This is a genomic window from Brevirhabdus pacifica (genome assembly GCF_002797755.1).
Classification (GTDB): domain Bacteria; phylum Pseudomonadota; class Alphaproteobacteria; order Rhodobacterales; family Rhodobacteraceae; genus Brevirhabdus; species Brevirhabdus pacifica.
In genome coordinates, this window is the sequence record NZ_PGFI01000011.1 from 1,077,684 (window position 1) to 1,103,266 (window position 25,583).

The following is a 25,583-nucleotide window of genomic DNA, read 5'->3' on the forward strand; positions in this document are numbered from 1 at the left end:
ACCTTCACCCCATCTTCTGAACCCTTGCGTCGCTACGCCATATAAGGTTGCGCTCACATGGATCTGTCTCATCCGATCTGCCTCGATCCTATCGACCATCTCCGGTCGGCCCAACCGGATCTTCCGGTTCTGTATTTCTGCCCCGAGGCCCTGCGGGCCACGGCACGGCGGTTTCTGGATACGTTCCCCGGCGTGGTGAGCTATGCCATCAAGTGCAACGACCGCGACGAGGTGCTTGCCACCATCGCGGCCGAGGGCGTGCAGGTCTTTGACGTGGCCTCCCCCCCCGAGATGCGCGCAGTGCGCGCCGTCGCACCCCAGGCCGTGCTGCACTACAACAACCCGGTCCGCTCGCGCCTCGAGATTGCCGAGGCCGTGCGCCTGAACGTGCGCAGCTATTCGGTCGATTCCGTCTCGGAACTGGAAAAGCTGATCGAACTGGTCCCCGCCGAGGGCACCGAGATCGCCGTGCGCTTCAAGCTTCAGGTTGAGGGCGCAGCCTATGACTTCGGTGCCAAGTTCGGCGCCGAGCCCAAGATGGCCGTCGCCCTGCTGCGCCGCGTCGTCGAGGCCGGGTTCGAGCCTGCGATGACCTTCCACCCGGGCACCCAGTGCACCGACCCCGAGGCTTGGCGCGAGTATATCTCGGTCGCGGCCCGCGTCGCCGAAGACGCCGGCGTCACCCTTGCCCGCCTGAACGTCGGCGGCGGCTTCCCGGCCGACCGTGGCACCGGCGAGCATGTGCCCCAGTTGGAGCAGACGATCGCCGTGATCGAGGATGCCGTGGCCACCAACTTCGCCACCGCCCCCGTCCTGGTCTGCGAGCCGGGTCGCGCCATGGTCGCCGAATCCTACGCGCTGGCCCTGCGCGTGAAGGCCATGCGCTCGGACGGTGCCGTCTTCCTGAACGACGGCATCTACGGCACGCTGGCCGAGGCGCTGCTGCTGGGCACGCTGAAGCGGATCACCTACCTGGGCGCCGACGGCACCCCCCTGGTGGGCGAGCGGGTCAACCGCACCGTCTTCGGCCCCACCTGCGACAGCGTCGACATGCTGCCAGGCGGGCTGGACGTGCCGGCCGACCTTGCCGAGGGCGACCACCTGCTGTTCCACGGGACCGGCGCCTACACCGTGGTCACCGCCTGCCGCTTCAACGGCTACGGCGACCCCCAGAACGTGACCGTCGCCCAGCTTTACCGCTAGGCGGCTTCGCCTCTGGACAGTGCCGGTCCCGACGCTAGTGTCGCCCTGAAGACAAATCTCAGGGGGATCGATGCGGAAATTCGGGACTAGCCAGTCGGTTCGACGGATCGAGGACGTCCGGTTCCTGACGGGGACCGGACGTTATCTTGAGGACACCGCCCCGGCCGACACTCTGCACGCCGTCGTCTTCCGTTCGCCGGTGGCCCATGGCCGGATCACCGCGCTCGATGTCTCGGCCGCCGAGGAGGCCCCGGGCGTCCACTTGGTGCTGACGGCCGAAAAGCTGGAAGCCGCCGGCGTCTGCCTGGCCATGAAATCCACCGTTCTTGAAAATCGCGACGGCACCCCCGGCGCGGCGCCCGAACGGCCCATCCTGGCCCGCGACCGCGTCCGCTTCGTGGGTGAGGCCGTGGCGGTGATCGTGGCCGACAGCGCCATTGCCGCCCGCGACGCGGCCGAGCTGGTCGAGTTCGATTACGAGGATCTGCCGGTCCATGTCACCCCGCGCCCCGGCGGCCCCGCCATCCACCCCGAGGCGCCCGACAACGTCGCCCTCGACTGGGGCTGGGGTGATGCCGAGGCGACCGACGCTGCCTTCGCAGCCGCCGCCCATACCGTCAGCCTCGAGGTCGAGGACAACCGCATCATCTCGAACCCGATGGAGCCGCGCGGCTACTGGGCCGAGATGCGCGACGACCGGCTGCACGTCACCATCAGCCACCAGAACGCCTGGGCGCCAAAGGAACGCATGGCCGAACTGCTGGGCATGCCGGCAGCCGACATCCACGTTACCATCCCCGACGTGGGCGGCGGTTTCGGCACCAAGGCCATGGATTACCCCGAGATGTATTGCGTGGCCCAGGCCGCGCGCATGCTGGACAGGCCGGTCCTCTTCATGGCCGACCGCACCGAGACCATGCTGTCCGACAATGGCGGGCGGGACCTGGCGTCGAGCGTGGATCTGGCCTTCGATGCCGACCTGCGCATCACCGCCTACCGGGTCGAGACGATATTCAACCTCGGCGCCTACAACGGCCAGCACGCCCAGGCCATCCAGACCGAGCTGGCGCTCAAGGTGCTGACCGGCACCTACGACGTGCAGACGGTCTGGTTCGGGGCGCGGGCGGTCTACACCAACACCAACCAGGTGGACGCCTATCGCGGCGCGGGCCGGCCCGAGGCGATCTACGTGCTGGAACGCGCCATCGACAACGCCGCGCGCCAGCTCGGGGTGGATCCGTGGGAGCTGCGCCGCCGCAACTTCATCGCCGCCGACGCCTTCCCCTACACCTCGGCCACGGGCGAGATCTACGACGTGGGCGATTTCCACGGGCTGCTGGACGAGGCCGCGATCCGCGCCGACCGGGCGGGGTTCGCCGAAAGGCGCGCGGCCTCCGAGGCGCGGGGCCTGCTGCGCGGCCAGGGGCTTTGCTATTACATCGAGGCTATCCTGGGCGATCCGACCGAGAACTCGGCCATCAGCTTTGATGCGGACGGCGGCGTGACTCTCTATGTCGGGACCATCTCGAACGGGCAGGGGCACGAGACGGTCTATCGCCAGATCTTGGAGCAATATTCGGGCATTCCCCATGACCGGGTGCGGGTGGTGCAGGGCGACAGCGACCGCATCGCATCGGGCGGCGGCACCGGCGGGTCGCGCTCGGTCACGACCCAGGGCACGGCGACCCGCGCCAATGTCGAGGCCATGGTCGAGGGGTTCGCCGGCTTCCTGCGCGAGCTGTGGGAGGTGGACGAGGTCCTTTTCGACGCGCAGGACCACCGCTTCCGCGCCCCCGGCACGAACCGCTCGGTCGATATGATGGGGGCCGCGGGCCTCGCGCGGGAGGAGGGGCGCGACGAGCTGCTCCGCCACGATCACACGGCAACCCTACCGGGGCGCAGCTATCCCAACGGTGCCCATGTCTGCGAGGTCGAGATCGACCCCGAAACCGGGGTTGTCACCGTCGATCGCTACACGGTGGTGGACGACTTCGGCGTGCTGATGAACCCGATGCTGACCGAGGGGCAGATCCACGGCGGCGTGGCCCAGGGGATCGGCCAGGCCCTCAGCGAGCACGTGGTCCACGACGCCGACGGCCAGCTTCTGACCGCAAGCTTCATGGATTACGCCGTGCCCCGGGCCCGCGATCTGCCGATGATGGGATTTGCCCACCGGCCCGTGCCCTCGACCGCCAACCCGCTGGGCATGAAGGGCTGTGGTGAGGCGGGCACCGTCGGCGCGCTGGCGGCCGTGGCCAACGCGGTTCTGGACGCGGTCTGGGAACGCGGCGTGCGCCGGGTCGATATGCCCTTCACTCCGCTGCGCACATGGTCGATGCTGAATGCGGATGCTGACAGGATTTAGGGATTGGGCAGGAGGGTTCGTCGGCCGTCTCAAGGGGGATATCCTTGGCCGGCGCGAAACCGTCCGCACCGTGCGGGGGACCACCTCCGCGCGCCCGCGCAACCATGTCGTCATCCTCGACGGCACCATGTCCAGCCTTGACCCCGGGCTCGAGACCAACGCCGGCCTGACCTATCGCCTGCTGCGCGAGATGCCGGCCAGCGCGGGCCTGTCGCTGAAATATGAACCGGGCCTGCAATGGACCGGGCTGCGGCGGATCCGCGACATCATCGTCGGCGTCGGCTTCAACCGCCAGATCCGCCGCTCCTACGGGTTCATCGCCTCGCGCTACAGGCCGGGCGACCGGATCTACCTCTTCGGCTTCTCGCGCGGGGCCTACGCCGTGCGCTCACTGGCGGGCATGATCGACCGGATGGGGCTCTTGAAGGCCGAGCACGCGACCGAGCGGATGATCCGCGAAGCCTATCGCCACTACCAGTCCGATCCCGACAGCCGGGCCGCGGGGATCTTCCGCCGCCGCTACTGCCACATCCACGCCCCGGTGCAGATGGTCGGCGTCTGGGACACGGTGAAGTCGCTGGGCATCCGCCTGCCGGTGCTGTGGCGTGTGGCGCAGGCGCTCGACACCTCGCCCCACGAGTTCCACAACCACCGATTGGGCCCCTCGATCCTGCACGGCTACCACGCGCTGGCACTCGACGAGACCCGGCTCGCCTTCGACCCGGTTCTATGGGACTGCCCCCCCGACTTCACCGGCCATGTGGAGCAGATGTGGTTTCGCGGCACCCACGGGGACATCGGCGGCCACCTGTCGGAGTTCTCGGCGGCCCGGCCCCTGTCGAACATCCCCCTGGTTTGGATGCTGGACAAGGCCGAGGCCTGCGGCCTCGAGCTGCCCGAGGGTTGGCGCGCGCGGTTTCCCCAGGATCCCTCGGCCAAGTCGGTGGGGACCCTGCGCGGCTGGGGCAAGCTTTTCGTGATCCGCCGCCGCCGCCGGGTCGGCCGCGACCGCAGCGAGGCCGTCCACCCCAGTGTCGGCCGCCATCCGTTGCTGGGCGCAGGCCCGCGCACCTCCCCGCCCGCGGCCGAGGCGATGCCTGCCTCGATCGGCGAAAGCGCCCAAGGTGAGGCGCCGCACGGGCCCTGAGCTGCTCCTCCGGCGGGGATATTTGGACGACAATGAAGGAAAAGGGCGCCCCCTGCCTGAAGCCGGGACGCCCTTGTTCAACGCATGGTTTTCATTGTCGGGGAAATATCCCCGCCGGAGGCTCCGCCTCAGGCCACCTTTTCCAAACCTTGGGTGGAATGCACACCCAGCGCGTTGCAGACTTGGCGGGTCAGGTAGGGACGGTTGAGCGTGTAGAAATGCAGGGTGTCGACGCCCTCGTCGATCAGGTCGCTGCAGAGTTCGGTGCACATGGCGGTCGCGAAAAGCTCCGAGCGGTCGTCGCGATCGGCCTTGTCGAAGGCCTCGTCGACCCAGTCGGGGATGAAGGCGCCGCAGCGCGCGGCGAAGTTGCGCACCCGCTTCCAGTTGTCGATGGGCAGGATGCCCGGAACGATCGGTGCGTCGATGCCCGCCGCCACGCAGCGGTCGCGGAAGCGCAGGAAGGTTTCCTTCTCGAAGAAGAACTGGGTGATGGCGGTCGAGGCGCCGGCGTCGATCTTGCGCTTGAGGTATTCGACATCGGCCACCGGGTTGGTCGCCTCGGGGTGGGGGTCGGGATAGGCGCCCACGTGCAGTGTCAGGCCGCCCTCGGCCGCCAGGGCCTCGATCAGCTCGACCGAGCTTGCGAACCCCTCGGGGTGGGGGGTGAAGCGGGCCGCGCCCTTCGGAGGATCGCCGCGCAGGGCCACGATGTCGGTGACACCGGCCTCCTTGTAGCCGCGCACGATCTCCATCGTCTCCTCGCGGGTGGCGTCGACGCAAGTCAGGTGCGCCGCGACCCGCAGGCCGTAGTTCTTGTGGATGGTCTCGACCGCTTCGTGGGTCAGCTTGCGGGTGGTGCCGCCCGCGCCGTAGGTCACCGAGACGAATTCCGGCGACAGGGGGGCCAGGGCCTGCACGGTCTCCCACAGGCGGAAGCTGGCATCCAGCGACTGGGGCGGGAAGAATTCGAACGAAACGCTGGGCGCGGAGGGCATCGGGGGCATCCTTGGCAAATAATTCTGTCCGCCCTTGTCGCACGGGGCGTCATGTGAAACAAATTCATAATACTCAAGATGAACATGAGTTCCATATGCATATCGAGTTTCGCCACCTGCGCACGGTGAAGGCGATCCATGAGGCCGGCGGGCTGGCCCGGGCGGCCGATCTTCTGCACATCACCCAGTCGGCCCTGTCCCATCAGGTCAAGGCGCTGGAGGAGCAAGCGGGGGTGGAGCTGTTCATCCGCCGCTCGAAGCCGATGAAGCTGACGCCCGCGGGTATACGGCTTTTGCGCCTGGCCGAGCGGATCCTGCCCGAGATCGCGGCGCTGGAGGAGGATTTCAAATCCCTTCGCTCGGGCCGCTCGGGGCGGCTGCATATCGCGATCGAGTGCCACGCCTGCTACGAGTGGCTGTTCCCGGTGCTGGAGCAGTTCCGCAAGGCCTGGCCCGAGATCGACGTCGATATCCGCCCTGGCCTTTCATTCGATGCGCTGCCGGCGCTGGGGCGCGAGGAGGTCGACCTTGTCGTCTCGTCGGACCCCGAGCAGATCCAGGATGTGGAGTTCACGCCCCTGTTCGATTACGAGCCGGTCTTCGTTGCCGCCGCCAGCCATCCGCTGGCGCAGCGCCCCTATATCGAGGCCCAGGATTTCGCGGGCGAGACGCTGATCACCTATCCGGTGGAGCGGACGCGGCTCGACATCTTCAGCCAGCTTCTGATCCCCGCCAAGGTCGAGCCGCGCAGCGTCCGGCAGGTCGAGCTGACGGCGATGATCCTGATGCTGGTGGCGTCGAACCGCGGGGTGTCGGTGTTGCCCGACTGGGTGGTGCGGCAGGTCAAATACAGCTCGGATTACGTCACCCGGCCGCTGACCAGGGGCGGGCTGACCCGGCGCCTTTATGCTGCGACCCGAAGCGAGGACGTGCAAAAGCCCTTCATGTCCCATTTCATCCGGCTGGCCCGCAGCGAGGCGGTCAAGCTGCAGCGGGTGCCAGCGCCCGCCTGATCGGCGGTATATGTCCCGGGTCGTGCCGGGCCTGCGCACGCGTGAGCACTTGGCAAAGCCCCCGGCGTCCCTTATACGCGCGGCCTTGTCCAAAGGAGCCCCGCGATGCAAGGCAGTGCCAATCTCAATCTCATGATCAAGGCCGCCCGCCGGGCCGGCCGCTCGCTGGTCAAGGACTTCCGCGAGGTCGAGAACCTTCAGGTGTCGATGAAGGGGGCGGGCGATTTCGTCAGCCGTGCCGACCTGGCCGCCGAGAAGATCCTCAAGGAGGATCTGATGGACGGGCGTCCCAACTATGGCTGGCTGGCCGAGGAAAGCGCCGAGGAGATCCAGGGCAAGGATCCGACCCGGCGCTGGATCGTCGACCCGCTGGACGGCACCACCAACTTCCTGCACGGGCTGCCGCACTGGGCGGTCTCGATCGGGCTTGAGCACAAGGGCGAGATCGTCGCCGCCGTGGTCTTCGATCCAGCCAAGGACGAGATGTTCGTGGCCGAGAAGGGCTTTGGCGCCTTCATGAACGAATCCCGCCTGCGGGTTTCGGGGCGCCGCTCGATGATCGAGGCGATCTTCGCCACCGGTCTTCCGTTCGGCGGCCGCGTCGACCTGCCCGACACCCTGCGCGATCTGGGCCGGCTTCTGCCCCAATGCGCCGGCGTGCGGCGCTGGGGTGCGGCGGCGCTGGATCTGGCCTATGTCTCGGCCGGTCGTTTCGACGGGTTCTGGGAACGGGATCTGAAGCCCTGGGACATGGCCGCCGGCATCCTGCTGGTGCGCGAGGCGGGCGGCTTCGTGCAGTCGATCGACCCCGAGGCCGGGATGCTGGAAAGCGGCGAGGTGATCGCCGGCAACGAGCAGATCTTCGACAAGTTCGCCAAGGCAATCCGCGGCGCCTGACGCCATGATCTGACCGCGACTTTGCCGTCTTTGCGGTGAAATCGCGTCACGAAAAGGTCACATCGCCCTTCTAGGGTGGCCGCCATGAAGAACTGGCGATCCCTCTCGGCTCTGGTCGATTTCTGCAAGCGGCGCGATGGCGCCGTGACCGTGGATTTTATCGTGCTGACAGCAGCTTGCGTGCTGCTTGCGGTTTTCGCCGCAAGCTCAATCGTGACCGGCGGGGATTTCCTTGCGACCAAGATCGCGAACACGATGAACAAGTGATCCGGGCGACTTGAGCCCCGGGCGGCCGATCGATCTTTTCCCGACAAGCGCCCTTTTCGTGACACAGCCTTCCAGCCGACTTTTCAGCCCAGCTTTCAGCTCTCGTCGGGATCCTCGCGGTCGCTGACGTGGTTTACCCCGTCCGACCAGGGCAGGGGTTCCAGGGTCGAAGGATTGACGCCTTCGATCGCGCCCAGGTTCACCCCGTATTCCGAAGGATCGCTGCGCCGCTGATGATGGGTGTATATCCCGCAATGGCGACAGAAATGGTGCTTCGCTGTGCCGGTGTTGAAGGTGTAGAGGCTGAGCGCGTCCTGTCCCTTGAGCACGGTCAGGTCCGGCAGCTTTACCGACAAGGTCGCGGCCGCGCGGCGGCGGCAGTAGGAACAGTTGCAATGGCCTGCCGTGGCAAGCGGCGGCACATTGCGCAGCTCCAGCTCGACCGCGCCGCAGTGGCAGCGCAGGCGGCGGGTGGTGCCCGCTACCACCTGCGCCCCCGGCGCCGCGTCACGCGCGGGATGGGGCTGGTGCGTTCGCCGTATTTTGCCTCGGGGTGGGGCGGGCGCCCGTGGGTGCGATTCCAGAAGCGGGGACCGCCCAGGCGCAGCCACAGGGGCAGGGTCATGCCCAGCCCCGCCAGGAAGCCGCCCGCGTGGGCCCAGTAGGCGACGCCGCCCTGGGTCGCGTCGGCACCAAAACCGCTGAAGACCTGCAAGCCGAACCAGAACCCGAGCATCGCCCAGGCGGGCAGGGGGAAGACCTTGAAGAAGATGACGAAGATGATCAGCACATCCACACGTGCCCGGGGAAAGAGCAGGATGTAACCGCCCATCACCCCCGCGATCGCTCCGGATGCACCCACCGTCGGCACCGGCGACGCCGGGGCGGCCAGCCATTGCGCCAACCCCGCCAGCACGCCCGCGCTGAGGTAGAAGCCGAGAAAGCCCATATGGCCCATCTCGTCCTCGAGGTTGTCGCCGAAGATCCACAGGAACAGCATGTTGCCGCCGATATGCATCAACCCGCCATGCAGGAACATCGAGGTGAGCAGCGTGTGCAGCTCGCGTCCCTGCGAGATTTCGCGCGGGACCATGGCCCAGACATCGAAGAAGCCCGACAGAGCCCTTTCGTCCGAGAACAGCGGCCAGTAGCCGATGAAGACGATCACATTCGCCGCGATCAGGGCGTATGTGACGAAAGGGGTCCGGTTGGACGGGTTGTGATCGCGGATCGGGAACATGTCATGGACTTATCCCAACGGTGGCTTGCGTCAACTGTGCCGCGCGCTCTCCGGGCTGTGAGTTGACAGGGCCGCGCCGCGCCGGGCCTGATGGGGGGATCCCCGGTCCGGTCTGAGGAGGGTTTGTCCATGTCCCATATCGTCTTGTCAAAGCTTGCTGCGGCGGTGCTGCTTCTGTCGGTTGGCACGGCGCAGGCGCAGGCGCCCCAGGGTGCGGCTCGCTCCGGGGAGGGCGAAGGAGGTCGTGCCGAGGCACCCGGCGTCTGCCCCCAGCAGCGCGACACCACCGCGCGTCAGCGCGCGATCCTGGCCGACATTCGCGGCGCCACCAACGAGATGGAAGCCCGGCGTCTGACCAACGGCCTGTGGGAGATCTGGGCCAGCGCGCCCGACGCCCGCGCCCAGCGGCTGCTGGACGAGGGGATGGAGCGGCGGGCGATGGCGGATCTGGATGCGGCCACCTCGGCCTTTGACCGGCTGGTGGCCTATTGTCCGGACTATGCCGAGGGCTACAACCAGCGCGCCTTCGTGGCCTTCATCCGGGGCGACTACGCCACCGCGCTCGAGGATCTGGAACGGGCGGTCGCGCGGGCGCCGTTGCACGTGGCGGCCCGGTCGGGCATGGCGCTGTCGTTGATGGGGCTGGGGCGGATCCTGGCGGCGCGCGGGGTCATGCGCGAGGCGCTTGATCTGCACCCGTGGCTGCCCGAAAGGCACCTGCTTCCGGTCGAGGGATCGGCCAATCCCGAGATCGAGCTGTAGGGCCAGATCCTGGGTCGCGGGCCTCTGCCCAGGCGTCATTCCACCCTGCCGGCTGCTTTCAGTAAGCGATTGTATCGCAAAGATTTAGGCCTTCTATCCGCGGGCCGAAAATCGCCCCGAAACCGGCCCGGACAGCCCTGATTTCCCTTTCCCTCAACAGGGGGCTTGTCTATCGTCCGCCCCACTGGGCCCGCGTGGTGGAATGGTAGACACAGAGGACTTAAAATCCTCAGGCGCAAGCCGTGCCGGTTCGAGTCCGGCCGCGGGTACCAGCCGGGACCGCGCGGCTCCGGGGGACAGCAAGGGAGGCATCGTCCATGTCCGTGAACGACAGGATCGTCGCAGATCTAATCAAGAACCGAATTGAATTCGTAACATCCGTGCCCTGCAAGCAGCTGGCCGGGGTGATCGACAAGATCGACAAGGCGCCCGAGATCCATCACGTGCCCTGCAACAAGGAAGACGAGGGGATGGGCCTGTGCGCCGGCGCCTACATGGGCGGCAAGCGCGCGGCGATCGTCATGCAGAACACCGCGCTGGGGGTGACGCTGAACACGCTGGCGACCCTGACCCAGTTCTACCGGATGCCGCTGCCGATGCTGATCAGCTACCGCGGCGAGATCGGCGAGCCGGTCGCCTGCCAGGTCGAGATGGCGGTGCACACCAAGGCGCTTCTCGATCAGATGCTGATCCCCACCTACCACTTCCACCGCGAGGAAGACGCCGACGAGCTGGACGCCATCCTCAACCACAGCTTCATGGCCCGCAAGCCGGTCGCGATCCTGACCGATGCCGCTTTCTGGAAAGGCTACTGACATGATCCGTTCCGAAGTAATCAAAAGCCTGATCCCCGTCATCTCGGACCAGCTTGTGGTGTGCAACATCGGCCTGCCCAGCCAAGAGCTGCACATGATGGATGACCAGCCCAGCAACTTCTACATGCTGGGGACCATGGGCCTGTCTTCGTCCATCGGGCTGGGGCTGGCGCTGGCGCAGAAGGAGAAGGTGATCGCCATCGATGGCGACGGCTCGGTGCTGACCAACCTGGGCACGCTGCCCACGATCGGCAACAACGAGGCCCCGAACTTCATCCTGCTGATCATCGACAACGGCAGCTACGGCTCGACCGGGGACCAGCCGACTTATGCCGGCAAGAAGACCAAGCTGGCCGACGTGGCCCGTGCCTGCGGCTGCGACAATGTCGTGGAATGCAAGGCCGAGGAGGCGCCCGAGACCATGCGCAAGGCGCTGGAATCGGACCAGGGGACGGTGATCGTCTGCTCGTGCGAGTCGGGCAACATCAAGGTCCCGGTGATCGAGCTGGACCCCGTGGTGATCCGCCACCGTTTCATGACCGAGGTCGAAAAGCGCAACGCCGCCCGGGGCCAGGCCTGAGCCGGGATGGAAGCCGGACGCCGGAGGAATTTCCGGGGTCCGGCCCTGCCTGAAGCGCCCGGGCGGGGCGCGCGTCGGCCGGCACGCAGGGAGGGGGCGCGCCGCCGTCGCTATGGGAAGCCGGGCCGCCTAGCGAATGCTTTCGTAAAACCGTCGCGCCGCGCGTCCTGCCGGGCCCTTCTCGAGCCGGGCCATGTGGTGCAGCGCCTCTTTCCACACCTCTTCGCCTGTCCGGTTGAACAGCCGCGCGTTGCTGAAATACTGCTGCAGCCTGAAATCCACGTTCATCTCACCCGTTCCTTTCCAAGGCCCGTCTACGGGGCAAGGTTTGAAATTCGGTCGATCCGCGTTGCCGGCCGGGACGAGAATGGACGTCCAGACACAGGCGCCGCATACCAAGGATAACACGGCCGGACCGGTGTCAGAGCGTGATTTGGCGCGGGCACTGCATGTTTTGCGCCCCCTGTGTCCAAATTCATGCAGTGGCATATGGGAGGGTGTTGTTTGAAGGGGCGGCGTTTCGGGAATGGGCGCCTCAGCCGTTGCGGCGCCCGGCAACCGGCGGGCGCGGCTGGATGCGGTCAAGGAAAGCTTCCAGCGTCGCGGTGTCGATGGGCTTGTTCAACAGCTCGACCCCGCCTTCGTGGCATCGCTGGCGCAGTTCGGCCGAACGTTCGGCCGAGATGAGCCGGCAGGGCAGGCCGCCGAAACGTTGGCCCAGCAGCGCGATCAATTCCAGACCGTCGCGCTCTCCGTCGAGGCGGTAGTCGACTAGGGCGGCGTCGGGTTCGATCCCGATCTCGTCCAGCAGGGTCAGCGCTTCCTCGGCGTCCGAGGCCGACAGAACCTCGATCCGCCAGCGTTCCAGCAACATGGTCATGGCGCGGCTGAGTTCCTGGTCGTTTTCGACCAGCAGGACGATCAGGCCCCGGTCCTGGAAGGGGCGCACGGCCTGGTCGCGGGGCGGGCTGGCGGGGCCGGCGACGTCGGGCGCGGTCAGGGGCACGGTGACCGAAAAGACCGTGCCGCGCCCCGGCTCGGAGCGCAGTTCCAGCGGGTGGCCCAAGCGGGAGCAGGCCCGCTCGACGATGGCAAGGCCCAGGCCCATCCCCTCCGAGGCCGAGGCACGGCGGTGCAGGCGCTGGAACTCGCGGAAGATGGTCTCGCGGTCCTCCTCGGCGATGCCGGGGCCGGTGTCCCACACCTCCAGCCGCGCGGTCTCGCCGCGCAGGCGCACGCCCATCAACACCTTGCCGCTTTCGGTGTAGCGCACGGCGTTGGCCACGAGGTTCTGCATGATCCGACGCAGGTAGCCCGGGTCCGACAGCACCGAGACGGCGGGCGCCACGACCCGGAACCGCAGGCCCTTGAGGGCGGCGGCGGGGGCAAACTCGTCCCGCAGGCCGGTCATCAGCTCGCCGAGGTCGACGCTGGCGATGTCGAGGCTGGTGCGCCCGGCTTCAAGCTTGGAGATGTCGAGAAGCGCATCGAGGATCCCCTCGACACTGGCCAGGGCGCTCTGGGCCTTTTCGATGATGGTGCGATCCTGCGGGGGCCGGTCGTCGGCGTTGAGCGAAGCCATGTAGAGCTTGGCCGCCGACAGCGGTTGCAGCAGGTCGTGGGAGGCCGCGGCCACGAAGCGCGACTTTGAGGCATTGGCCCGCTCGGCCACCGACAGCGCCTCCTCCAGTTCGATCGTTCGCTCGGTCACCCGGTGTTCCAGCAGCTCGTTGGCCTCGAAAAGGGCGCGCGCGCTGCGGCGTTCGGCGGTGACATCGGTGAAGCTGATGACGAAGCCGCCGTCGGGCATCTCCTGGGCGAAGACATCGAGGACGACGCCCCCACGGCGTCTGATCTCGAACCGTTTGGGGGGGCGGTTGTTCTTCTTGCGCACCCAGTCCAGCACCTGGTCGGGCAGGTCCTGATCGGGAAAGATCAGTTCGGCGCGCAGGCGCTCGAACATCACGTCGAACCCCGATCCCAGCCGGATCTGGCTGAGCGGCAGGGTCAGCAGTTCGGACAGCCGCCCGTTCCAGCCGATCAGCCGGGCGTTGCTGTCGAAGATGCAGACGCCCTGGTTGATATGTTCCAGCGTCGCCCGGATCAGCCGCGCCTGGTTGTCGAGCAGCTTGTCGCGCTCTTCGCGCTCAAGGCGCATGATGTCGGTGACATCGGTCTGAAGGATCACCGTCCCGCCGTTGGGGGTGCGGTGTTCGCTGATCTGAAGCCAGCGGTCCTGGCGCAGACGGACGTTGAACATCGAATGGCTGCGCGCGTGCTGCTTGCGCCGGTTGCGCGTCCAGGCGCCCGGCGTCACCCCCTCGGGCAGGGAAAGGTGACGGCTGGTGCTGACCATCGCGGTATAGGCGGCAAAGCTGAGGCCGGGGACAAGCTGTGGCTTGATGTCCTTGAGGTGCATGCCGAAACGGCTGTTGCACATGACCATGCGGTCGTCGGGGGCGAAGAGGGCGAAGCCTTCCTGGATGGCCTCGATCGCGTTGGCCAGGTCGACCCTGGCGGCCTCGGTCTCCTGGTTGGCGTCGGCCAGGCGGGCGTTGGACTGGTTGAGCAGGTCCAGCGCCTCCTCAAGGTCGCGGGTGCGGTCCTTGACCTGGCCTTCCAGAACCGCCGCACGCTCGAACTGGGCGTAGGCCGCGCCGTATTGGTCGGTGTCCATCTCGGCCCGGCGCATCAGCGCCTCGGCGATGACGAGCAGCTTCTGGTTCTGCCGCTCGAGGCTGTCGGCGGGGTTGATGAGAGAGTCGGTCATCAGCGCCTCCGCGACGGGACGGGCCCACTGCCGGCATCGGAATCGTCATCGCCGTCGTCGGCAGGGGGGGCGAAGATCGCCACCCCGGTCATGGTCTGGTTCACGTGCATGGCGCCCAGTTGCTCGCCGTAGGTCGAGAAGCCGACGACGTTGTGCCGGCGAAGGATTTCCGAGATCGCGCGGCCCATCTGCTTCTCGCTGGCCTCCAGGCGCCGCAACATGCAGTCGCAGGCCAGGATCGAATCGGGCGGGGTGAAGGCGGGGCCGGCCCTGCCGTGTTCCATTCCCAGCGCGGTCAGCCCGGCGTCGAGATGATCGGTCATCGGCTCGGCGTCCGCCAGGTTCAGCACCAGCCCCTCATCGATGGCCGAGAAGAACACAAGCTCGCCCGCGTCGGTCACGCTCTGGATCGAGCGGACGTGGTGCGTCGCGCCGATGCGCACCACCACCGGGTGGGCGGCAAAGGTGGTCGGCGACAGCTTCTCGGGATCCTTGCCCAGGATGCGGGCGTATTCGCGGGCGGCGGGTTCGCCGTTGATACCATGGACGATGCGGCGGGCCGGATCGGCGCGGGTCACGACCATCCGCCGCTTGGTCGGGCGCAGGTGATCCAGCGAGAAGACGCGCACCGGGCAGGCGGTGCGCACGACTGTCAGCACGGCGGCGTTGTCGTGGCTTTGCCCGTCGAGGGCGATGCGCGTCGTCTCGAACCGGGTGCCATCGCCGGAAGATCCGCCGAACATCGGCAGCGGTCCCAGGCCGGGCGCAAGGGCCGCCGTCAGCTCATCCTCCTTCAGCGACAGGCCGTCCACGATGAGAAAGGCGAATTCATGGGGCCAGAGGGGCGCCTCGCGGGCCAGGGCCGAGCGGGTGCGGATCAACTCTCCGATCAGTTCCTGCTGTTCGATCCGGTCCAGATCGACAAGCATGGTGTCGACGGCAAACAGCGTTGCGGGCAGGCCTACGGCGACGATCGTGTCCTCGCCATACCCCTCGCTGGAAATCTCGCCGGCGGTCGTGCAGGCGATCACCCGGGCGGGGGCGAGGGCTGCCTGCGCCGAGGCGACGACCCCGTCGAAGGGGGCGGCGGGGCTGACGAACAGGAACACCGCCGCCATCGGCTCGGGGCCGAGGCCGCGCACCAGCTCGGCCACCGGGTCGGCGGCGTCGGCCATGGCATGGGCGGAGCGCAGGACGGGGGTGGGCGGGGCTTGGCGGGACGGATCCCGCGCGGTGCCGGGAACGTTGCGTGCGTCGGTCCTGGACGCCGGCCCCTCGTCGGGTCCGGCGCTCATGGCGCGGCCCCGTTGCGGACGGACGGTGCCGGACGGTCGGGTCGGGGGCCGGGGGGCAGGGCGCGCGCCACCCTAGGCGATCCCGTCGGAATCGGGTTGGAAGTTGGCGAAATTAGCCTCCTGCGCCACCAGCACCGCCTGGGTGCGGCTTTGCACCCCCAGCTTGCGCATGATGGCGGTCACGTGGGCCTTCACCGTCGTCTCGGCAATGGTCAGGTCATAGGCGATCTGCTTGTTGAGCTTCCCTTCGCAGATGAGCTGAAGGATGCGCCCCTGTTGGGTGGTCAGCGTCGCCAGCCGCGCGATCGCGTCCTCGCGGCTGGTGGCGGCGGCATTGCCGGCGGTCACGTCGACATAACCCTCGGGCACGAATGTCTCGCCCCGCGCCAGGGCGTCGAAGGCACGCTGGAAGATCGCGCGCTGGCTGTGCTTGGGCACGAAACCCGCCGCGCCGGCCCGCAAGGCTGATCCGATGACCCGGTTGTCGGCCATGGACGAGACCACGACCACCGGCGTCTGGGGGACCAGCGACTTCAGCCGGATCAGCCCGTCGAGGCCGTTCACGTCCGGCAGGTGCAGGTCCAGGATGATGACATCGAAACGCCCGCCCTCGCGCAGCTTGTCCAGCGCCGTCTCCAGCAGGTCGGCTGTTTCGACCTCGGTGATACCGGCGACGGCCTCCAGGGTCATGGAAAGCGCATCACAGAACAGCGGGTGGTCGTCGATCAGAAGGGCACGTTGCAGCGGGCGGTCGGTCTGCTGGGGCGCGTGGCTTTGCATCTGGTCTTGCTCCGTTCCTGTTGGGCGCGCGGTTGCTTCTTTCGGGGCCGGTTTGGTGGCGTCGCGGGTTCATAGTGCCGCCCGGGACGGGGCGCGGCAAGTCCCCCGGGCATGCACCTTGCGGCCGGCCCCGACAGGCTGCACCATGGTCGCATAGGAGTGCGACCGGAGCGCGGCTAGCCTTCGCTCAGACAACGAGGACTTTCCATGCAACTGAACGATCACAGAGACATCGCCGCAGACCGGGCCACGGTCTGGGCGGCGCTTTTCGATCCTGCGATCCTGTGCCGATGCGTGCCCGGCTGCCAGGAGATGACCGGCTCGGCCGAGGAGGGGTTCGAGGCGGTGGTCACCCAGAAGGTGGGCCCGGTCAAGGCGACCTTCCGGGGGCAAGTCAGCCTCAGCGATATCGAGGCGCCCGAAAGCTGCACCATCTCGGGCGAGGGCAAGGGCGGCGCGGCCGGCTTTGCCAAGGGCGGCGCCAAGGTGCGCCTGTCGGAAATCGACGGCGGCGCGGGCACGCGGCTGGAATACGAGGTCGAGGCCAAGGTCGGCGGCAAGCTGGCGCAGCTTGGCTCGCGGCTGATCGACGGTTTCGCCAAGAAGATGGCCGACCAGTTCTTCGCCAATTTCCAGGACGTCGTCGAAGGCGGCCAGGACGGTGCCGGGGAGGGCACCGGAGAGAATGCCGGCGGCGAGAAGGACGAACCGGCCGCGGCCGGAAGCTAGACCACGGGGGGCGGGCGGCATTGCTGCCCGCGCCAAGGGAGCGCGACCTGGCAACCGGCGCGGCGGACCCATGTGGTTCGCGGAATTCAAGGGAGGTAACGATGACCACTGTAACTATGACGGTGAACGGGCGCGAGGTCTCGGGAGAGGCCGAACCCCGCATGCTGCTGGCGCATTTCCTGCGCGAGGGCCAGAGGCTGACGGGCACGCACCTGGGCTGTGACACCAGCCAGTGCGGCGCCTGCGTCGTCCACGTGGACGGCCGCGCGGTCAAAAGCTGCACCATGCTGGCAGTCGAGGCCGAGGGCGCCGAGGTGCGCACCATCGAGGGCATGGCCAACCAGGACGGCTCTCTTTCGGTGATCCAGCAGGCGTTCCAGGATCATCACGGTCTGCAATGCGGCTTCTGCACCGCCGGCATGGTGATGTCGGCCGCGGCCCTGCTGGCCGACAATCCCAAGCCCGACGAGCGTGAGATCCGCGAATACCTCGAGGGAAACATCTGCCGTTGCACCGGCTACCACAACATCGTCAAGGCGATCATGGCGGCCTCGGGGCAGGATGTTTCGGCCATGGCGGCCGAATAGGCCCTTACGACCAAACCCCCCGCATCCGCCCGAGGGGCGGGCGCGCACCGCGGGTTGCCGCGGGCAACAGGATCATGCGCCCCCGGGCGCACGCATTTCAGGGAGGACTGACATGCCCAAGGACACTGGCCCCGAAAAGACCACCGGCATCGGTGCAAGCCCCAAGCGACGGGAAGACATACGCTTCCTGACCGGGCGCGGCCGCTATACCGACGACATCACCCTGCACGGCGCGTTGCATGTGCATTTCCTGCGCTCGGACGTGGCGCACGGGCGGATCAACGGCATCGACACCAAGGCCGCCGAGGCGATGCCCGGCGTGCACCGGATCTTTACCGGCGCCGATTTCGAAGGCGTGGGCGGCATTCCCTGCGGCTGGCAGATCACCGACCGGCATGGCGAGGTGATGCAGGAACCCGCGCATCCCGTTCTGGCCCAGGGCAAGGTGCGCCATGTGGGCGATCCGATCTGCGCCGTGGTGGCCGACACCCTGGCCCAGGCCCGCGACGCCGCCGAGGCGATCGTGCTGGACATCGAGGAACTGCCCGCAGTCATCGACATGAAACAGGCGGTGCAGGACGGGGCCACCAAGGTTCACGACGATCTGACCTCGAACCTCTGCTACGACTGGGGCTTCGTCGAGGAAAACCGCGATGCCGTCGACGAGGCCATCCGCAACGCCGATCACGTCACCACGTTGGAGCTGGTCAACAACCGGCTGATCGCCAACCCGATGGAGCCGCGCGTCGCGGTGGGCGACTACAACCCCGCCACCGACGAAAGCACGCTTTACACCACCAGCCAGAACCCCCACGTCATCCGTCTGCTGATGGGCGCCTTCGTGCTAGGGATCCCCGAGCACAAGCTGCGCGTCGTCGCCCCCGATGTGGGCGGCGGTTTCGGCACAAAGATCTTCCACTACGCCGAAGAGGCGTTCTGCACCTTCGCCGCGCGGCAGCTGAAGATGCCGGTCAAGTGGTGCTCGACCCGGTCCGAGGCTTTCATGTCCGACGCCCACGGGCGCGACCACGTGACCAAGATCGAACTGGCGGTGTCCAAGGACGGGGAATTCCAAGCCCTGCGCACCGAGACCTATGCCAACATGGGCGCTTATCTTTCGACCTTCGCGCCCTCGGTCCCCACATGGCTGCACGGCACGCTGATGGCGGGCAATTACCGCACGCCGCTGATCTACGTGAACGTCAAGGCTGTCTTCACCAACACGGTGCCCGTCGATGCCTATCGCGGTGCCGGCCGGCCCGAGGCGACGTTCCAGCTGGAACGGGTGATCGACAAGGCCGCCCGCGAGCTGGGGATGGATCCCATCGCCCTGCGCCGCAAGAACTTCATCACCGAGTTTCCCTATGCCACCCCGGTCGCCGTCGAATACGACACCGGCGACTACAACGCGACGATGGACAAGCTGGAGGAGATCGCTGACCTGTCGGGGTTCGAGGCGCGGCTGGCCGAAAGCAAGAAGCGCGGCAAGCTGCGCGGGCTGGGCGTGAACTGCTATATCGAGGCTTGCGGCATCGCGCCGTCGAACCTGGTGGGGCAGCTGGGCGCGCGGGCGGGTCTTTACGAATCCGCCACCGTCCGGGTCAACGCCACTGGCGGCATCGTGGTGATGACCGGCAGCCACAGCCACGGGCAGGGGCATGAGACCTCGTTCCCGCAGGTCATCGCCGACATGATCGGCATCGACGAGTCGATGGTCGAGATCGTCCACGGCGACACCGCCAACACGCCGATGGGCATGGGCACCTATGGCTCGCGCTCGATCGCGGTCGGCGGCTCGGCCATGGTGCGGGCGGCCGAGAAGATCATCAACAAGGCCAAGAAGATCGCGGCCCACCTGATGGAAGCCTCGGAGCAGGACATCGAGCTGAAGGACGGCAAGTTCAGCGTTGCGGGCACCGACAAGTCGGTCGCCTGGGGCGATGTCACCCTGGCGGCTTATGTCCCCCACAACTACCCGCTGGAGGATATCGAACCGGGGCTCGAGGAAACCTCGTTCTACGATCCCAACAACTTCACCTACCCATCGGGCGCCTATGCCTGCGAAGTGGAGCTGGACCCCGACACTGGCCGCGTCACAATCGAACGTTTTGCCGCCGCCGACGATTTCGGCAACATCATCAACCCGATGATCGTCTCGGGCCAGGTGCACGGCGGCATTGCCCAAGGGGTCGGTCAGGCCCTTATGGAGGCCTGTGTCTACGACGAGAACGGACAGCTACTCACGGGCTCTTACATGGATTACGCCATGCCGCGTGCCGACGACCTGCCGTTCTTCTCGGTGGATCATTCGTGCCAGACGCCCTGCACCCACAACCCATTGGGCGTGAAGGGCTGCGGCGAGGCCGGGGCCATCGGCTCTCCTCCGGCGGTCGTCAACGCGGTCTGCGACGCCTTGCAGCGCGCGGGCCACAACATCACCCATATCGACATGCCGCTGACGCCCTCGCGCGTCTGGACGGCGATGCAGCAAAGCGGAGGGCAGTGACATGTATGCCTTTGAATTCCAGAAACCCACGTCCATCCAGGCCGCGGTCGAGGCCCTGAAGGACGACGAAGCCCAAGCCCTGGGCGGCGGGCAGACCCTTCTGCCCACCATGCGCCAGCGGCTGGCCAGCCCCGGCACACTGGTGTCGCTGAGCGGCATCGCCGAGATGCGCGGCGTCTGCCGGGCCGATGACGGGGCGCTCTGCATCGGGGGCGGCACGTCCCATGCGGTGGTGGCGCAGGAGGCCGCCGGCATCTACCCGGGGCTCGCCGGCCTGGCCGCGCGGATCGGTGATCCGGCGGTGCGCAACCGGGGCACCATTGGTGGCAGCCTTGCCAACAACGACCCCTCGGCCTGCTACCCTTGTGCGGTGCTGGCCTCGGGGGCGCGGATCATCACCGACCGGCGCGAGATCGCGGCGGACGATTTCTTCGAGGGGATGTTTACCACCGCCCTCGAGCAGGGCGAGATCATCACCGAGGTGCGTTTCCCGGTGCCCGAGGCCTCGAACTATCAGAAATTCATCCAGCCCGCCTCGCGCTTCGCGCTGGTGGGGGTGATGGTCGCGAAATACGCCGGCGGCGTGCGCGTGGCCGTGACCGGCGCCTCCGAGGAAGGGGTCTTCAGATGGACCGAGGCCGAGAAGGCCCTGTCGGACAATTTCGCGGCCTCGGCGCTGAAGGACCTGACGGTTTCTGCCGACGGGATGATCGCGGACATGCACGGATCGGCCGCCTACCGGGCGCATCTGATCAAGGTCCTGGCCGGGCGCGCGGTCGAGGCCGCCGCCTGATCGCCGGACGGGGGCCGCGCGGCCTTTGCCGCGCCCACCCGGTAACCACCACCCGGCAACCACAACCCGTCGGGCGCCCCCGGGGCGCCCGGCCGCTCCGCTCCGCTTGCGACGGGTTCATGCGGCCCGGCCACGCTGGCCCGAATGGGCTGCGCTTCGGCATGGAAACCCCCGGCCTTTGTGCTATCACGTGACCAAGCCGACTTCCTCAACCGAGCGAGCCCGATGACCACTCAACCCACCGCGCCGACATCCGGTCACGTTGCCGGGGATACTGTCGGGCATGCCCCCGTCGATGACACCGTCACCCCCTACGACATGATCACCGTGATCTCGCCCATGAAGAACGAGGCGGGCAATGTCGAACGGCTGGTGCGCGAAGTGGGGGCGGCCTGCACGCCGCTGGGCGCGTTCGAGTTGATCCTGGTCGACGACGGCTCGACCGACGGCACCGCCGATGTCATCGCCGGCCTGCAGGCCGAGCTGCCTTGGCTGCGCCTTTTGCGGCACGAACAGTCGGGCGGGCAGTCGGCGGCCGTGCATTCGGGTGTCATTCACGCGCGCGGAGCGATCTGCGCCACGCTGGACGGCGACGGGCAGAACCCGCCCGACCAGATTCCGGTGCTGGTCGCACCGTTCCGCGCCGCCGGTGCGCCCGCCGACCTCGGCCTCGTCGCCGGTCAGCGGGTGGGGCGGCGCGACACGGTATCCAAGCGGCTGGCTTCGCGCGGGGCCAATGCCTTGCGGGCGCGGCTTTTGCGCGACGACACCCGCGACACCGGCTGCGGGCTGAAGGCCTTTCGCCGCGACGCCTTTCTGGGGCTGCCCTTCTTCAACCACATGCACCGGTATCTGCCGGCCCTTTTCCGGCGCGACGGCTGGTCGGTGGCCCATGTCGATGTCACCCACCGGGAACGCGGGGCGGGGGTATCGAATTATACCAATGTCGGGCGTGCCATGGTCGGGGTCTATGACCTTGTCGGGGTGGCCTGGCTGATCCGCCGGCGCAAGACTGCCCGGCCGGCCGAACTGTCCGAAACCGGGCCTGCCCTTTGGCAGGGCGGTGAGGGGGCCGCCCGGTCGGATAGCGCAGGCGCCGACCCCGCCGCAGCCCCGACCACCGGGACTGTCAAGATAGACACCACGGGGCCCGGCAGGGCCGCAGTCATGAAGGACTGAGCCTTGCTCGAAACATTGCAACACATCTTCAAGGTCGAGACCCTGTCCGAGCTGATCTGGGTGCTGATCGGCCTTTCGGGACAGCTTATGTTCTCGATGCGGTTCATCCTTCAGTGGCTGGCCTCGGAGAAAGAGCATAAATCCGTGGTGCCGGTCGCCTTCTGGTATTTCTCGATCATCGGCGGGGTGATCCTGCTGGCCTATGCGCTTTATCGTCAGGATCCGGTCTTCGTTCTGGGCCAGGCGCTGGGCATCTTCGTCTACGCGCGCAACCTTTACCTGTTGCACGCCGAACGCCACAACGCGGCCTGAGCGGTGCTGCCGGCCGCCCCGAAGGTCACGGGCGATGATGACCGGATCCGCCGCGCCGGGCTTTGGGCCATCGGCGCCATTACCCTTTACCGCGTGCTGCTTCTGGCCCTGAGCGAGGCCGAGCTGTTCGTCGACGAGGCGCAATACTGGCTTTGGGGCCAAAGCCTTGAGTTCGGGTACTATTCCAAGCCGCCGCTGATCGGCTGGGTGATCCGCGCGGTCACGGATCTTGCGGGCAGCGACGCGGCCTTCTGGGTGCGACTGCCCGCGCCGCTGTTGCACGGGGCGACGGCGCTGGTCCTGATGGCGATCGCCCGGCGGTTCTGGGCCGGCTGGGTGCCGGTGCTGGTGGCGCTGGCCTATCTGACCATGCCCGGTATCGTGGTCGGATCGCTTCTGTTCTCGACCGACACGGTGATGCTGCCGTTCTACGCGCTGGCGTTGCTGTTCTACCTGGATCTCAGCGGCCGGTCGTCGGCCCGGCGGGCGTTGGCGATGGGGGCCGCGCTGGGGCTGGGAGCGATGGCGAAATACGCGGCCCTCTATTTCGTGCTGGGGGCGGGTCTGACCGCGCTTCTGGTGCCGATGATGCGGATTGCCTGGCGCGACGCGGGGCTGGCGGCGCTGACCTTTGCGTTGGTCGTGGCGCCCAACGCTTGGTGGAACCTGCAAAACGGGCTGACTACGGTCGAGCATACCTTGGACAACGTCGACTGGGCCCGGGAGGTCGGGCAGGCGCCCTTCCGCCCCAACTGGTCCGGTCTGGGAGAGTTCGTCGGCGGGCAGTTCGGCTTTTTCGGCCCCGTTCTTTTTGCCACCTGGCTGGTGCTGCTGGTACCGGTGCTGCGCCGGGGCGATCCGTTGCAGAGGCTGCTGCTGTGGTTCTCTTTGCCGGTGGTGCTGCTGGTCTGTGGCCAGGCGCTGGCCTCGCGCGCCTATGCCAACTGGGCCGCGGCGGCCTATGTGGCGGCGGCGCTGCTGGTGGTGCCCGCGCTGATGCAGGGCGGGCGCTGGCGGCGCTGGGTCCTGGCGCTGTCTTTCGTGGTGAACGGGGTTATCGCGGCGGCGCTGCCGCTGGCCACCACCCGGGCGGACAGCCTGTCGCTGGACGGCAACCGGTTGTTGCTGGCCCGCTACCAGGGGCGCGCGGCATTGAGCATTGAGATCTTCGACGCGGCCCGGCGCGCTGATCTGCCGATGATCGTGGCCGAGAACCGCGACGTGCTGGCCGACCTGATGTATCGTCTTGAGGGGCAGCCCGTCGAGGTTCGTTCAACCCCACCAAGGGGACGGGCGATGAACCATTACGCCCGTAGCTATCCGTTGCCCGAGGGCACCCGCGGCCCGGTGCTTTATGTGGGTGAGGCCGAGGTGCCGCCCCAAGGGTGCCCCGCCGGGGACCCGCCGCTGGCGCGGATCGAGCCCGGGAAAGGCGCCTACCGGGGGCGGCTGTTCACCCTGTGGCGCCTGCCGGCGGAGTGTCTTCTACCCTGAGCGGCCGGGCCACCCCGGTGAACGGGGGCCGCCTCAGTCCCGGGTGCCGGAGAAGCGGGCCTTCCATTCCTCGCGCTCGTCGTCGGTGATCTTGCGGAAGGTCACGTCGGGCACGGTGAAGGCATGGCCGGCGGGCAGGGTGGTGAGTGCCGCGCCGATATCCTCGGGCCAGGTCCAGTCGTCGCAATTCATCGCACGCATCAGTTCCTGGGCCGCGTCGGGGATGAAGGGTCGCGACAGCACCGCGTAAAGACGGATCAGGTTCAGCGACAGGCGCACCACGGCGGCGGCGGCCTCGGGGTCGGTCTTGAACAGGGTCCAGGGCGCGGCCGATTGCAGGTATTCGTTGCCCGCAACCCAGATCGCGCGAAGCTCGGCGGCGGCCTTGCGGATCTCGATCGCCTCCATGTGGTCCTGATAGGCGGCCAGACGGCGGGTCAGTTCGGCGACCAGCGCCTCTTCCGCCGGGCCAGTGGTGCCGCCCTCGGGCACCACCTCGCCGAATTTCGAGCGGCAGAACTTGGTCACCCGGCTGACGAAATTGCCCAGCACGTCGGCCAGGTCCTTGTTCACGCCGGCCTGGAAATTCTCCCAAGTAAACTCACTGTCCGAGCTTTCGGGCGCGTGGGACAGAAGCCACCAGCGCCAGTAGTCGGCGGGCAGGATCTCCAGCGCCTGATCCTGAAAGACGCCGCGCCCTTGACTGGTCGAGAACTGGCCGCCGTCATAATTCAGGTAGTTGAAGGACTTGATGTAGTCGACCAGCTTCCACGGCTCGCCCGACCCCATGATCGTGGCCGGGAAGCTCAGGGTGTGGAAAGGCACGTTGTCCTTTCCCATGAACTGGACATAGCGGACATCCTCGGCGCCCTTGTCGGTGCGCCACCAGCGTTCCCAGTCGGCGTCGGGCCGGCCATCGGCATCGGTCCATTCCTTGGCGCTGGCGATATATTCGATGGGGGCATCGAACCAGACGTAGAAGACCTTGCCCTCCATGCCCGGCCAGTCTTGCGTGCCCTTCTTGACCGGCACACCCCAGTCCAGATCGCGGGTGATGCCCCGGTCGCGCAGCCCGTCGCCGTCATCCAGCCATTTGCGCGCGATCGAGGTCGTCAGGATCGGCCAGTCGCTTTGCCCGTCGATCCAGTCACGCAGCCGGTCGCGTATCTGGCTCTGGCGCAGGTAAAGGTGCTTGGTCTCGCGCACCTCCAGGTCGGTCGAGCCGGAGATGGCGCTGCGCGGCTCGATCAGGTCGGTGGGATCAAGCTGCTTGGTGCAATTCTCGCACTGGTCGCCGCGGGCCTTGTCGTAGCCGCAGTTGGGGCAGGTGCCCTCGATATAACGGTCGGGCAGGAAGCGGCCGTCGGCGTGGGAATAGACCTGACGCTCGCTGACCTCCTCGATCAGGCCGGCCTCGGCCAGCTTGCCCGCGAAATGCTGGGTCAGCGCGTGGTTCTGGGGGCTGGAAGAGCGCCCGAAGTGATCGAACGACAGGCGGAAACCCTCGCCCAGCTTGGCCTGAACCGCGTGCATTTCGGCGCAGAACTCGGCCACGGGCTTGCCGGCCTTGGCGGCGGCCAGCTCGGCGGGGGTGCCGTGTTCATCGGTGGCGCAAAGGAACAGGACCTCGTGGCCGCGCTGACGCATGTAGCGGGCATAGAGGTCGGCGGGCAGCTGGCTGCCGACCAGATTGCCCAGGTGCTTGATGCCGTTGATGTAGGGGATGGCCGAAGTGATCAATACGCGCGCCATTGGGGCCTCTCTGTCTGCTTGGCGCCTCCCTTATCGCATGGGCAGGAGCGTTGCCACAGGGTTTCGCGGGCCGGCACGCGTGTTGCCGCCTCCGGCGGG

At 67.4% G+C, this 25,583-nt stretch carries 24 protein-coding genes and 1 tRNA gene; 17 read left to right on the forward strand and 8 right to left on the reverse strand.

The genetic code is table 11. The features are described from left to right. The first annotated feature begins 57 nt into the window (after positions 1–57). From CLV77_RS05255 to CLV77_RS05265, 3 genes are all read left to right on the forward strand, one after another. The gene (locus CLV77_RS05255; protein WP_076978947.1) at positions 58–1,203 is read left to right on the forward strand and encodes a type III PLP-dependent enzyme; all 1,146 of its coding nucleotides are present in this window, start codon (positions 58–60) and stop codon (positions 1,201–1,203) included. Between the two features lie 70 nt (positions 1,204–1,273). Next, positions 1,274–3,568, forward strand: a complete 2,295-nt coding sequence (locus CLV77_RS05260; protein WP_076978946.1) for a xanthine dehydrogenase family protein molybdopterin-binding subunit — start codon at positions 1,274–1,276, stop codon at positions 3,566–3,568. Continuing rightward, positions 3,546–4,715 carry a DUF2235 domain-containing protein gene (locus tag CLV77_RS05265; protein WP_269843282.1) on the forward strand — a complete coding sequence of 390 codons (1,170 nt, stop codon included), beginning with the start codon at positions 3,546–3,548 and terminating at the stop codon, positions 4,713–4,715. Before CLV77_RS05260 ends, CLV77_RS05265 begins: the two co-directional genes overlap by 23 nt. Before the next feature lie 128 nt (positions 4,716–4,843). On the opposite strand, the gene metF is transcribed toward CLV77_RS05265, so the two are convergent. Further along, the gene (metF, locus tag CLV77_RS05270) at positions 4,844–5,713 is read right to left on the reverse strand and encodes a methylenetetrahydrofolate reductase [NAD(P)H] (protein ID WP_076978944.1); all 870 of its coding nucleotides are present in this window, start codon (positions 5,711–5,713) and stop codon (positions 4,844–4,846) included. A gap of 95 nt (positions 5,714–5,808) precedes the next feature. Here metF and CLV77_RS05275 point away from each other — a divergent pair, with 95 nt between their 5' ends. The 3 genes from CLV77_RS05275 (at position 5,809) to CLV77_RS05285 (ending at position 7,890) form a co-directional block, all read left to right on the forward strand. Then, positions 5,809–6,726: a LysR family transcriptional regulator gene (locus CLV77_RS05275; RefSeq protein WP_076978943.1), complete on the forward strand. Its 918-nt coding sequence runs from the start codon at positions 5,809–5,811 to the stop codon at positions 6,724–6,726. A gap of 105 nt (positions 6,727–6,831) precedes the next feature. After that, positions 6,832–7,623 (forward strand): inositol monophosphatase family protein, encoded by a 792-nt coding sequence (locus CLV77_RS05280; RefSeq protein ID WP_076978942.1) that lies wholly within the window; start codon positions 6,832–6,834, stop codon positions 7,621–7,623. A gap of 84 nt (positions 7,624–7,707) precedes the next feature. Next, on the forward strand, positions 7,708–7,890 hold the full coding sequence (locus tag CLV77_RS05285; protein WP_076978941.1) for a hypothetical protein: 183 nt from the start codon (positions 7,708–7,710) through the stop codon (positions 7,888–7,890). A gap of 95 nt (positions 7,891–7,985) precedes the next feature. Here the strand turns inward: CLV77_RS05285 and CLV77_RS05290 are convergent, their stop codons facing one another. Together CLV77_RS05290 and CLV77_RS05295 are read right to left on the reverse strand one after the other, a co-directional pair. Next, positions 7,986–8,378: a GFA family protein gene (locus tag CLV77_RS05290; RefSeq protein WP_076978940.1), complete on the reverse strand. Its 393-nt coding sequence runs from the start codon at positions 8,376–8,378 to the stop codon at positions 7,986–7,988. Next, complete coding sequence (locus CLV77_RS05295) at positions 8,372–9,130, reverse strand: rhomboid family intramembrane serine protease (RefSeq protein ID WP_076978939.1); 759 nt, start codon at positions 9,128–9,130, stop codon at positions 8,372–8,374. Before CLV77_RS05295 ends, CLV77_RS05290 begins: the two co-directional genes overlap by 7 nt. 129 nt (positions 9,131–9,259) lie before the next feature. Between CLV77_RS05295 and CLV77_RS05300 the strand changes: the two genes are divergently transcribed. The 4 genes from CLV77_RS05300 to comE all read left to right on the forward strand — a co-directional run bounded on the left by CLV77_RS05300 (position 9,260) and on the right by comE (position 11,287). Continuing rightward, the gene (locus CLV77_RS05300) at positions 9,260–9,892 is read left to right on the forward strand and encodes a tetratricopeptide repeat protein (RefSeq protein WP_233128081.1); all 633 of its coding nucleotides are present in this window, start codon (positions 9,260–9,262) and stop codon (positions 9,890–9,892) included. A gap of 188 nt (positions 9,893–10,080) precedes the next feature. Then, positions 10,081–10,164, forward strand: a tRNA-Leu gene (locus tag CLV77_RS05305). A 45-nt stretch (positions 10,165–10,209) separates the two neighbouring features. Then, positions 10,210–10,707 carry a sulfopyruvate decarboxylase subunit alpha gene (gene comD / locus CLV77_RS05310; RefSeq protein WP_076978938.1) on the forward strand — a complete coding sequence of 166 codons (498 nt, stop codon included), beginning with the start codon at positions 10,210–10,212 and terminating at the stop codon, positions 10,705–10,707. Position 10,708: 1 nt separating this feature from the next. After that, positions 10,709–11,287 carry a sulfopyruvate decarboxylase subunit beta gene (comE, locus tag CLV77_RS05315; RefSeq protein WP_076978937.1) on the forward strand — a complete coding sequence of 193 codons (579 nt, stop codon included), beginning with the start codon at positions 10,709–10,711 and terminating at the stop codon, positions 11,285–11,287. A 129-nt stretch (positions 11,288–11,416) separates the two neighbouring features. Here comE and CLV77_RS16280 read toward each other — a convergent pair whose 3' ends face one another. The 4 genes from CLV77_RS16280 to CLV77_RS05330 all read right to left on the reverse strand — a co-directional run bounded on the left by CLV77_RS16280 (position 11,417) and on the right by CLV77_RS05330 (position 16,132). After that, complete coding sequence (locus CLV77_RS16280) at positions 11,417–11,575, reverse strand: hypothetical protein (protein WP_157802007.1); 159 nt, start codon at positions 11,573–11,575, stop codon at positions 11,417–11,419. A 247-nt stretch (positions 11,576–11,822) separates the two neighbouring features. Beyond that, positions 11,823–14,057, reverse strand: a complete 2,235-nt coding sequence (locus CLV77_RS05320; protein ID WP_076978936.1) for a PAS-domain containing protein — start codon at positions 14,055–14,057, stop codon at positions 11,823–11,825. Then, entirely contained in the window at positions 14,057–15,232 is a 1,176-nt protein-coding gene (locus tag CLV77_RS05325) for an FIST N-terminal domain-containing protein (protein WP_100053067.1), read from the reverse strand. Before CLV77_RS05325 ends, CLV77_RS05320 begins: the two co-directional genes overlap by 1 nt. 192 nt (positions 15,233–15,424) lie before the next feature. Continuing rightward, the gene (locus tag CLV77_RS05330) at positions 15,425–16,132 is read right to left on the reverse strand and encodes a response regulator (protein WP_076978935.1); all 708 of its coding nucleotides are present in this window, start codon (positions 16,130–16,132) and stop codon (positions 15,425–15,427) included. Positions 16,133–16,339: 207 nt separating this feature from the next. Here CLV77_RS05330 and CLV77_RS05335 point away from each other — a divergent pair, with 207 nt between their 5' ends. From CLV77_RS05335 to CLV77_RS16810, 7 genes are all read left to right on the forward strand, one after another. Beyond that, complete coding sequence (locus tag CLV77_RS05335; RefSeq protein ID WP_076978934.1) at positions 16,340–16,861, forward strand: SRPBCC family protein; 522 nt, start codon at positions 16,340–16,342, stop codon at positions 16,859–16,861. 101 nt (positions 16,862–16,962) lie between these two features. Beyond that, positions 16,963–17,448, forward strand: coding sequence for a (2Fe-2S)-binding protein (locus tag CLV77_RS05340; protein WP_076978933.1), 486 nt, complete (start codon positions 16,963–16,965; stop codon positions 17,446–17,448). Positions 17,449–17,560: 112 nt separating this feature from the next. Beyond that, positions 17,561–19,954: a xanthine dehydrogenase family protein molybdopterin-binding subunit gene (locus CLV77_RS05345; RefSeq protein WP_076978932.1), complete on the forward strand. Its 2,394-nt coding sequence runs from the start codon at positions 17,561–17,563 to the stop codon at positions 19,952–19,954. A gap of 1 nt (position 19,955) precedes the next feature. Then, positions 19,956–20,747, forward strand: a complete 792-nt coding sequence (locus CLV77_RS05350; protein ID WP_076978931.1) for an FAD binding domain-containing protein — start codon at positions 19,956–19,958, stop codon at positions 20,745–20,747. 225 nt (positions 20,748–20,972) lie between these two features. Beyond that, entirely contained in the window at positions 20,973–21,926 is a 954-nt protein-coding gene (locus CLV77_RS05355) for a glycosyltransferase family 2 protein (protein ID WP_076978930.1), read from the forward strand. 15 nt (positions 21,927–21,941) lie between these two features. Then, the gene (locus CLV77_RS05360) at positions 21,942–22,238 is read left to right on the forward strand and encodes a lipid-A-disaccharide synthase N-terminal domain-containing protein (protein WP_244901587.1); all 297 of its coding nucleotides are present in this window, start codon (positions 21,942–21,944) and stop codon (positions 22,236–22,238) included. 3 nt (positions 22,239–22,241) lie between these two features. Then, positions 22,242–23,732 carry an ArnT family glycosyltransferase gene (locus tag CLV77_RS16810; RefSeq protein ID WP_083707667.1) on the forward strand — a complete coding sequence of 497 codons (1,491 nt, stop codon included), beginning with the start codon at positions 22,242–22,244 and terminating at the stop codon, positions 23,730–23,732. A gap of 33 nt (positions 23,733–23,765) precedes the next feature. On the opposite strand, the gene metG is transcribed toward CLV77_RS16810, so the two are convergent. Next, a complete protein-coding gene (gene metG, locus CLV77_RS05370; protein ID WP_076978928.1) occupies positions 23,766–25,484 on the reverse strand; it encodes a methionine--tRNA ligase in 1,719 nt (572 codons plus the stop codon). Positions 25,485–25,583: the final 99 nt, after the last annotated feature.

Coding starts and splice junctions, on each gene's coding strand:
- CLV77_RS05260 (WP_076978946.1), top strand. CDS start 1,274: ATGCGGAAATTCGGGACTAGCCAGTCGGTTCGACGGATCGAGGACGTC.
- CLV77_RS05295 (WP_076978939.1), bottom strand. CDS start 9,130: ATGTTCCCGATCCGCGATCACAACCCGTCCAACCGGACCCCTTTCGTC.
- comE (WP_076978937.1), top strand. CDS start 10,709: ATGATCCGTTCCGAAGTAATCAAAAGCCTGATCCCCGTCATCTCGGAC.
- comD (WP_076978938.1), top strand. CDS start 10,210: ATGTCCGTGAACGACAGGATCGTCGCAGATCTAATCAAGAACCGAATT.
- CLV77_RS05255 (WP_076978947.1), top strand. CDS start 58: ATGGATCTGTCTCATCCGATCTGCCTCGATCCTATCGACCATCTCCGG.
- CLV77_RS05345 (WP_076978932.1), top strand. CDS start 17,561: ATGCCCAAGGACACTGGCCCCGAAAAGACCACCGGCATCGGTGCAAGC.
- CLV77_RS05335 (WP_076978934.1), top strand. CDS start 16,340: ATGCAACTGAACGATCACAGAGACATCGCCGCAGACCGGGCCACGGTC.
- CLV77_RS05275 (WP_076978943.1), top strand. CDS start 5,809: ATGCATATCGAGTTTCGCCACCTGCGCACGGTGAAGGCGATCCATGAG.
- CLV77_RS05300 (WP_233128081.1), top strand. CDS start 9,260: ATGTCCCATATCGTCTTGTCAAAGCTTGCTGCGGCGGTGCTGCTTCTG.
- CLV77_RS05325 (WP_100053067.1), bottom strand. CDS start 15,232: ATGGCCGACGCCGCCGACCCGGTGGCCGAGCTGGTGCGCGGCCTCGGC.
- metF (WP_076978944.1), bottom strand. CDS start 5,713: ATGCCCTCCGCGCCCAGCGTTTCGTTCGAATTCTTCCCGCCCCAGTCG.
- CLV77_RS16280 (WP_157802007.1), bottom strand. CDS start 11,575: ATGAACGTGGATTTCAGGCTGCAGCAGTATTTCAGCAACGCGCGGCTG.
- CLV77_RS05350 (WP_076978931.1), top strand. CDS start 19,956: ATGTATGCCTTTGAATTCCAGAAACCCACGTCCATCCAGGCCGCGGTC.
- metG (WP_076978928.1), bottom strand. CDS start 25,484: ATGGCGCGCGTATTGATCACTTCGGCCATCCCCTACATCAACGGCATC.
- CLV77_RS05320 (WP_076978936.1), bottom strand. CDS start 14,057: ATGACCGACTCTCTCATCAACCCCGCCGACAGCCTCGAGCGGCAGAAC.
- CLV77_RS05285 (WP_076978941.1), top strand. CDS start 7,708: ATGAAGAACTGGCGATCCCTCTCGGCTCTGGTCGATTTCTGCAAGCGG.
- CLV77_RS05280 (WP_076978942.1), top strand. CDS start 6,832: ATGCAAGGCAGTGCCAATCTCAATCTCATGATCAAGGCCGCCCGCCGG.
- CLV77_RS05355 (WP_076978930.1), top strand. CDS start 20,973: ATGACCACTCAACCCACCGCGCCGACATCCGGTCACGTTGCCGGGGAT.
- CLV77_RS05340 (WP_076978933.1), top strand. CDS start 16,963: ATGACCACTGTAACTATGACGGTGAACGGGCGCGAGGTCTCGGGAGAG.
- CLV77_RS05330 (WP_076978935.1), bottom strand. CDS start 16,132: ATGCAAAGCCACGCGCCCCAGCAGACCGACCGCCCGCTGCAACGTGCC.
- CLV77_RS05265 (WP_269843282.1), top strand. CDS start 3,546: ATGCGGATGCTGACAGGATTTAGGGATTGGGCAGGAGGGTTCGTCGGC.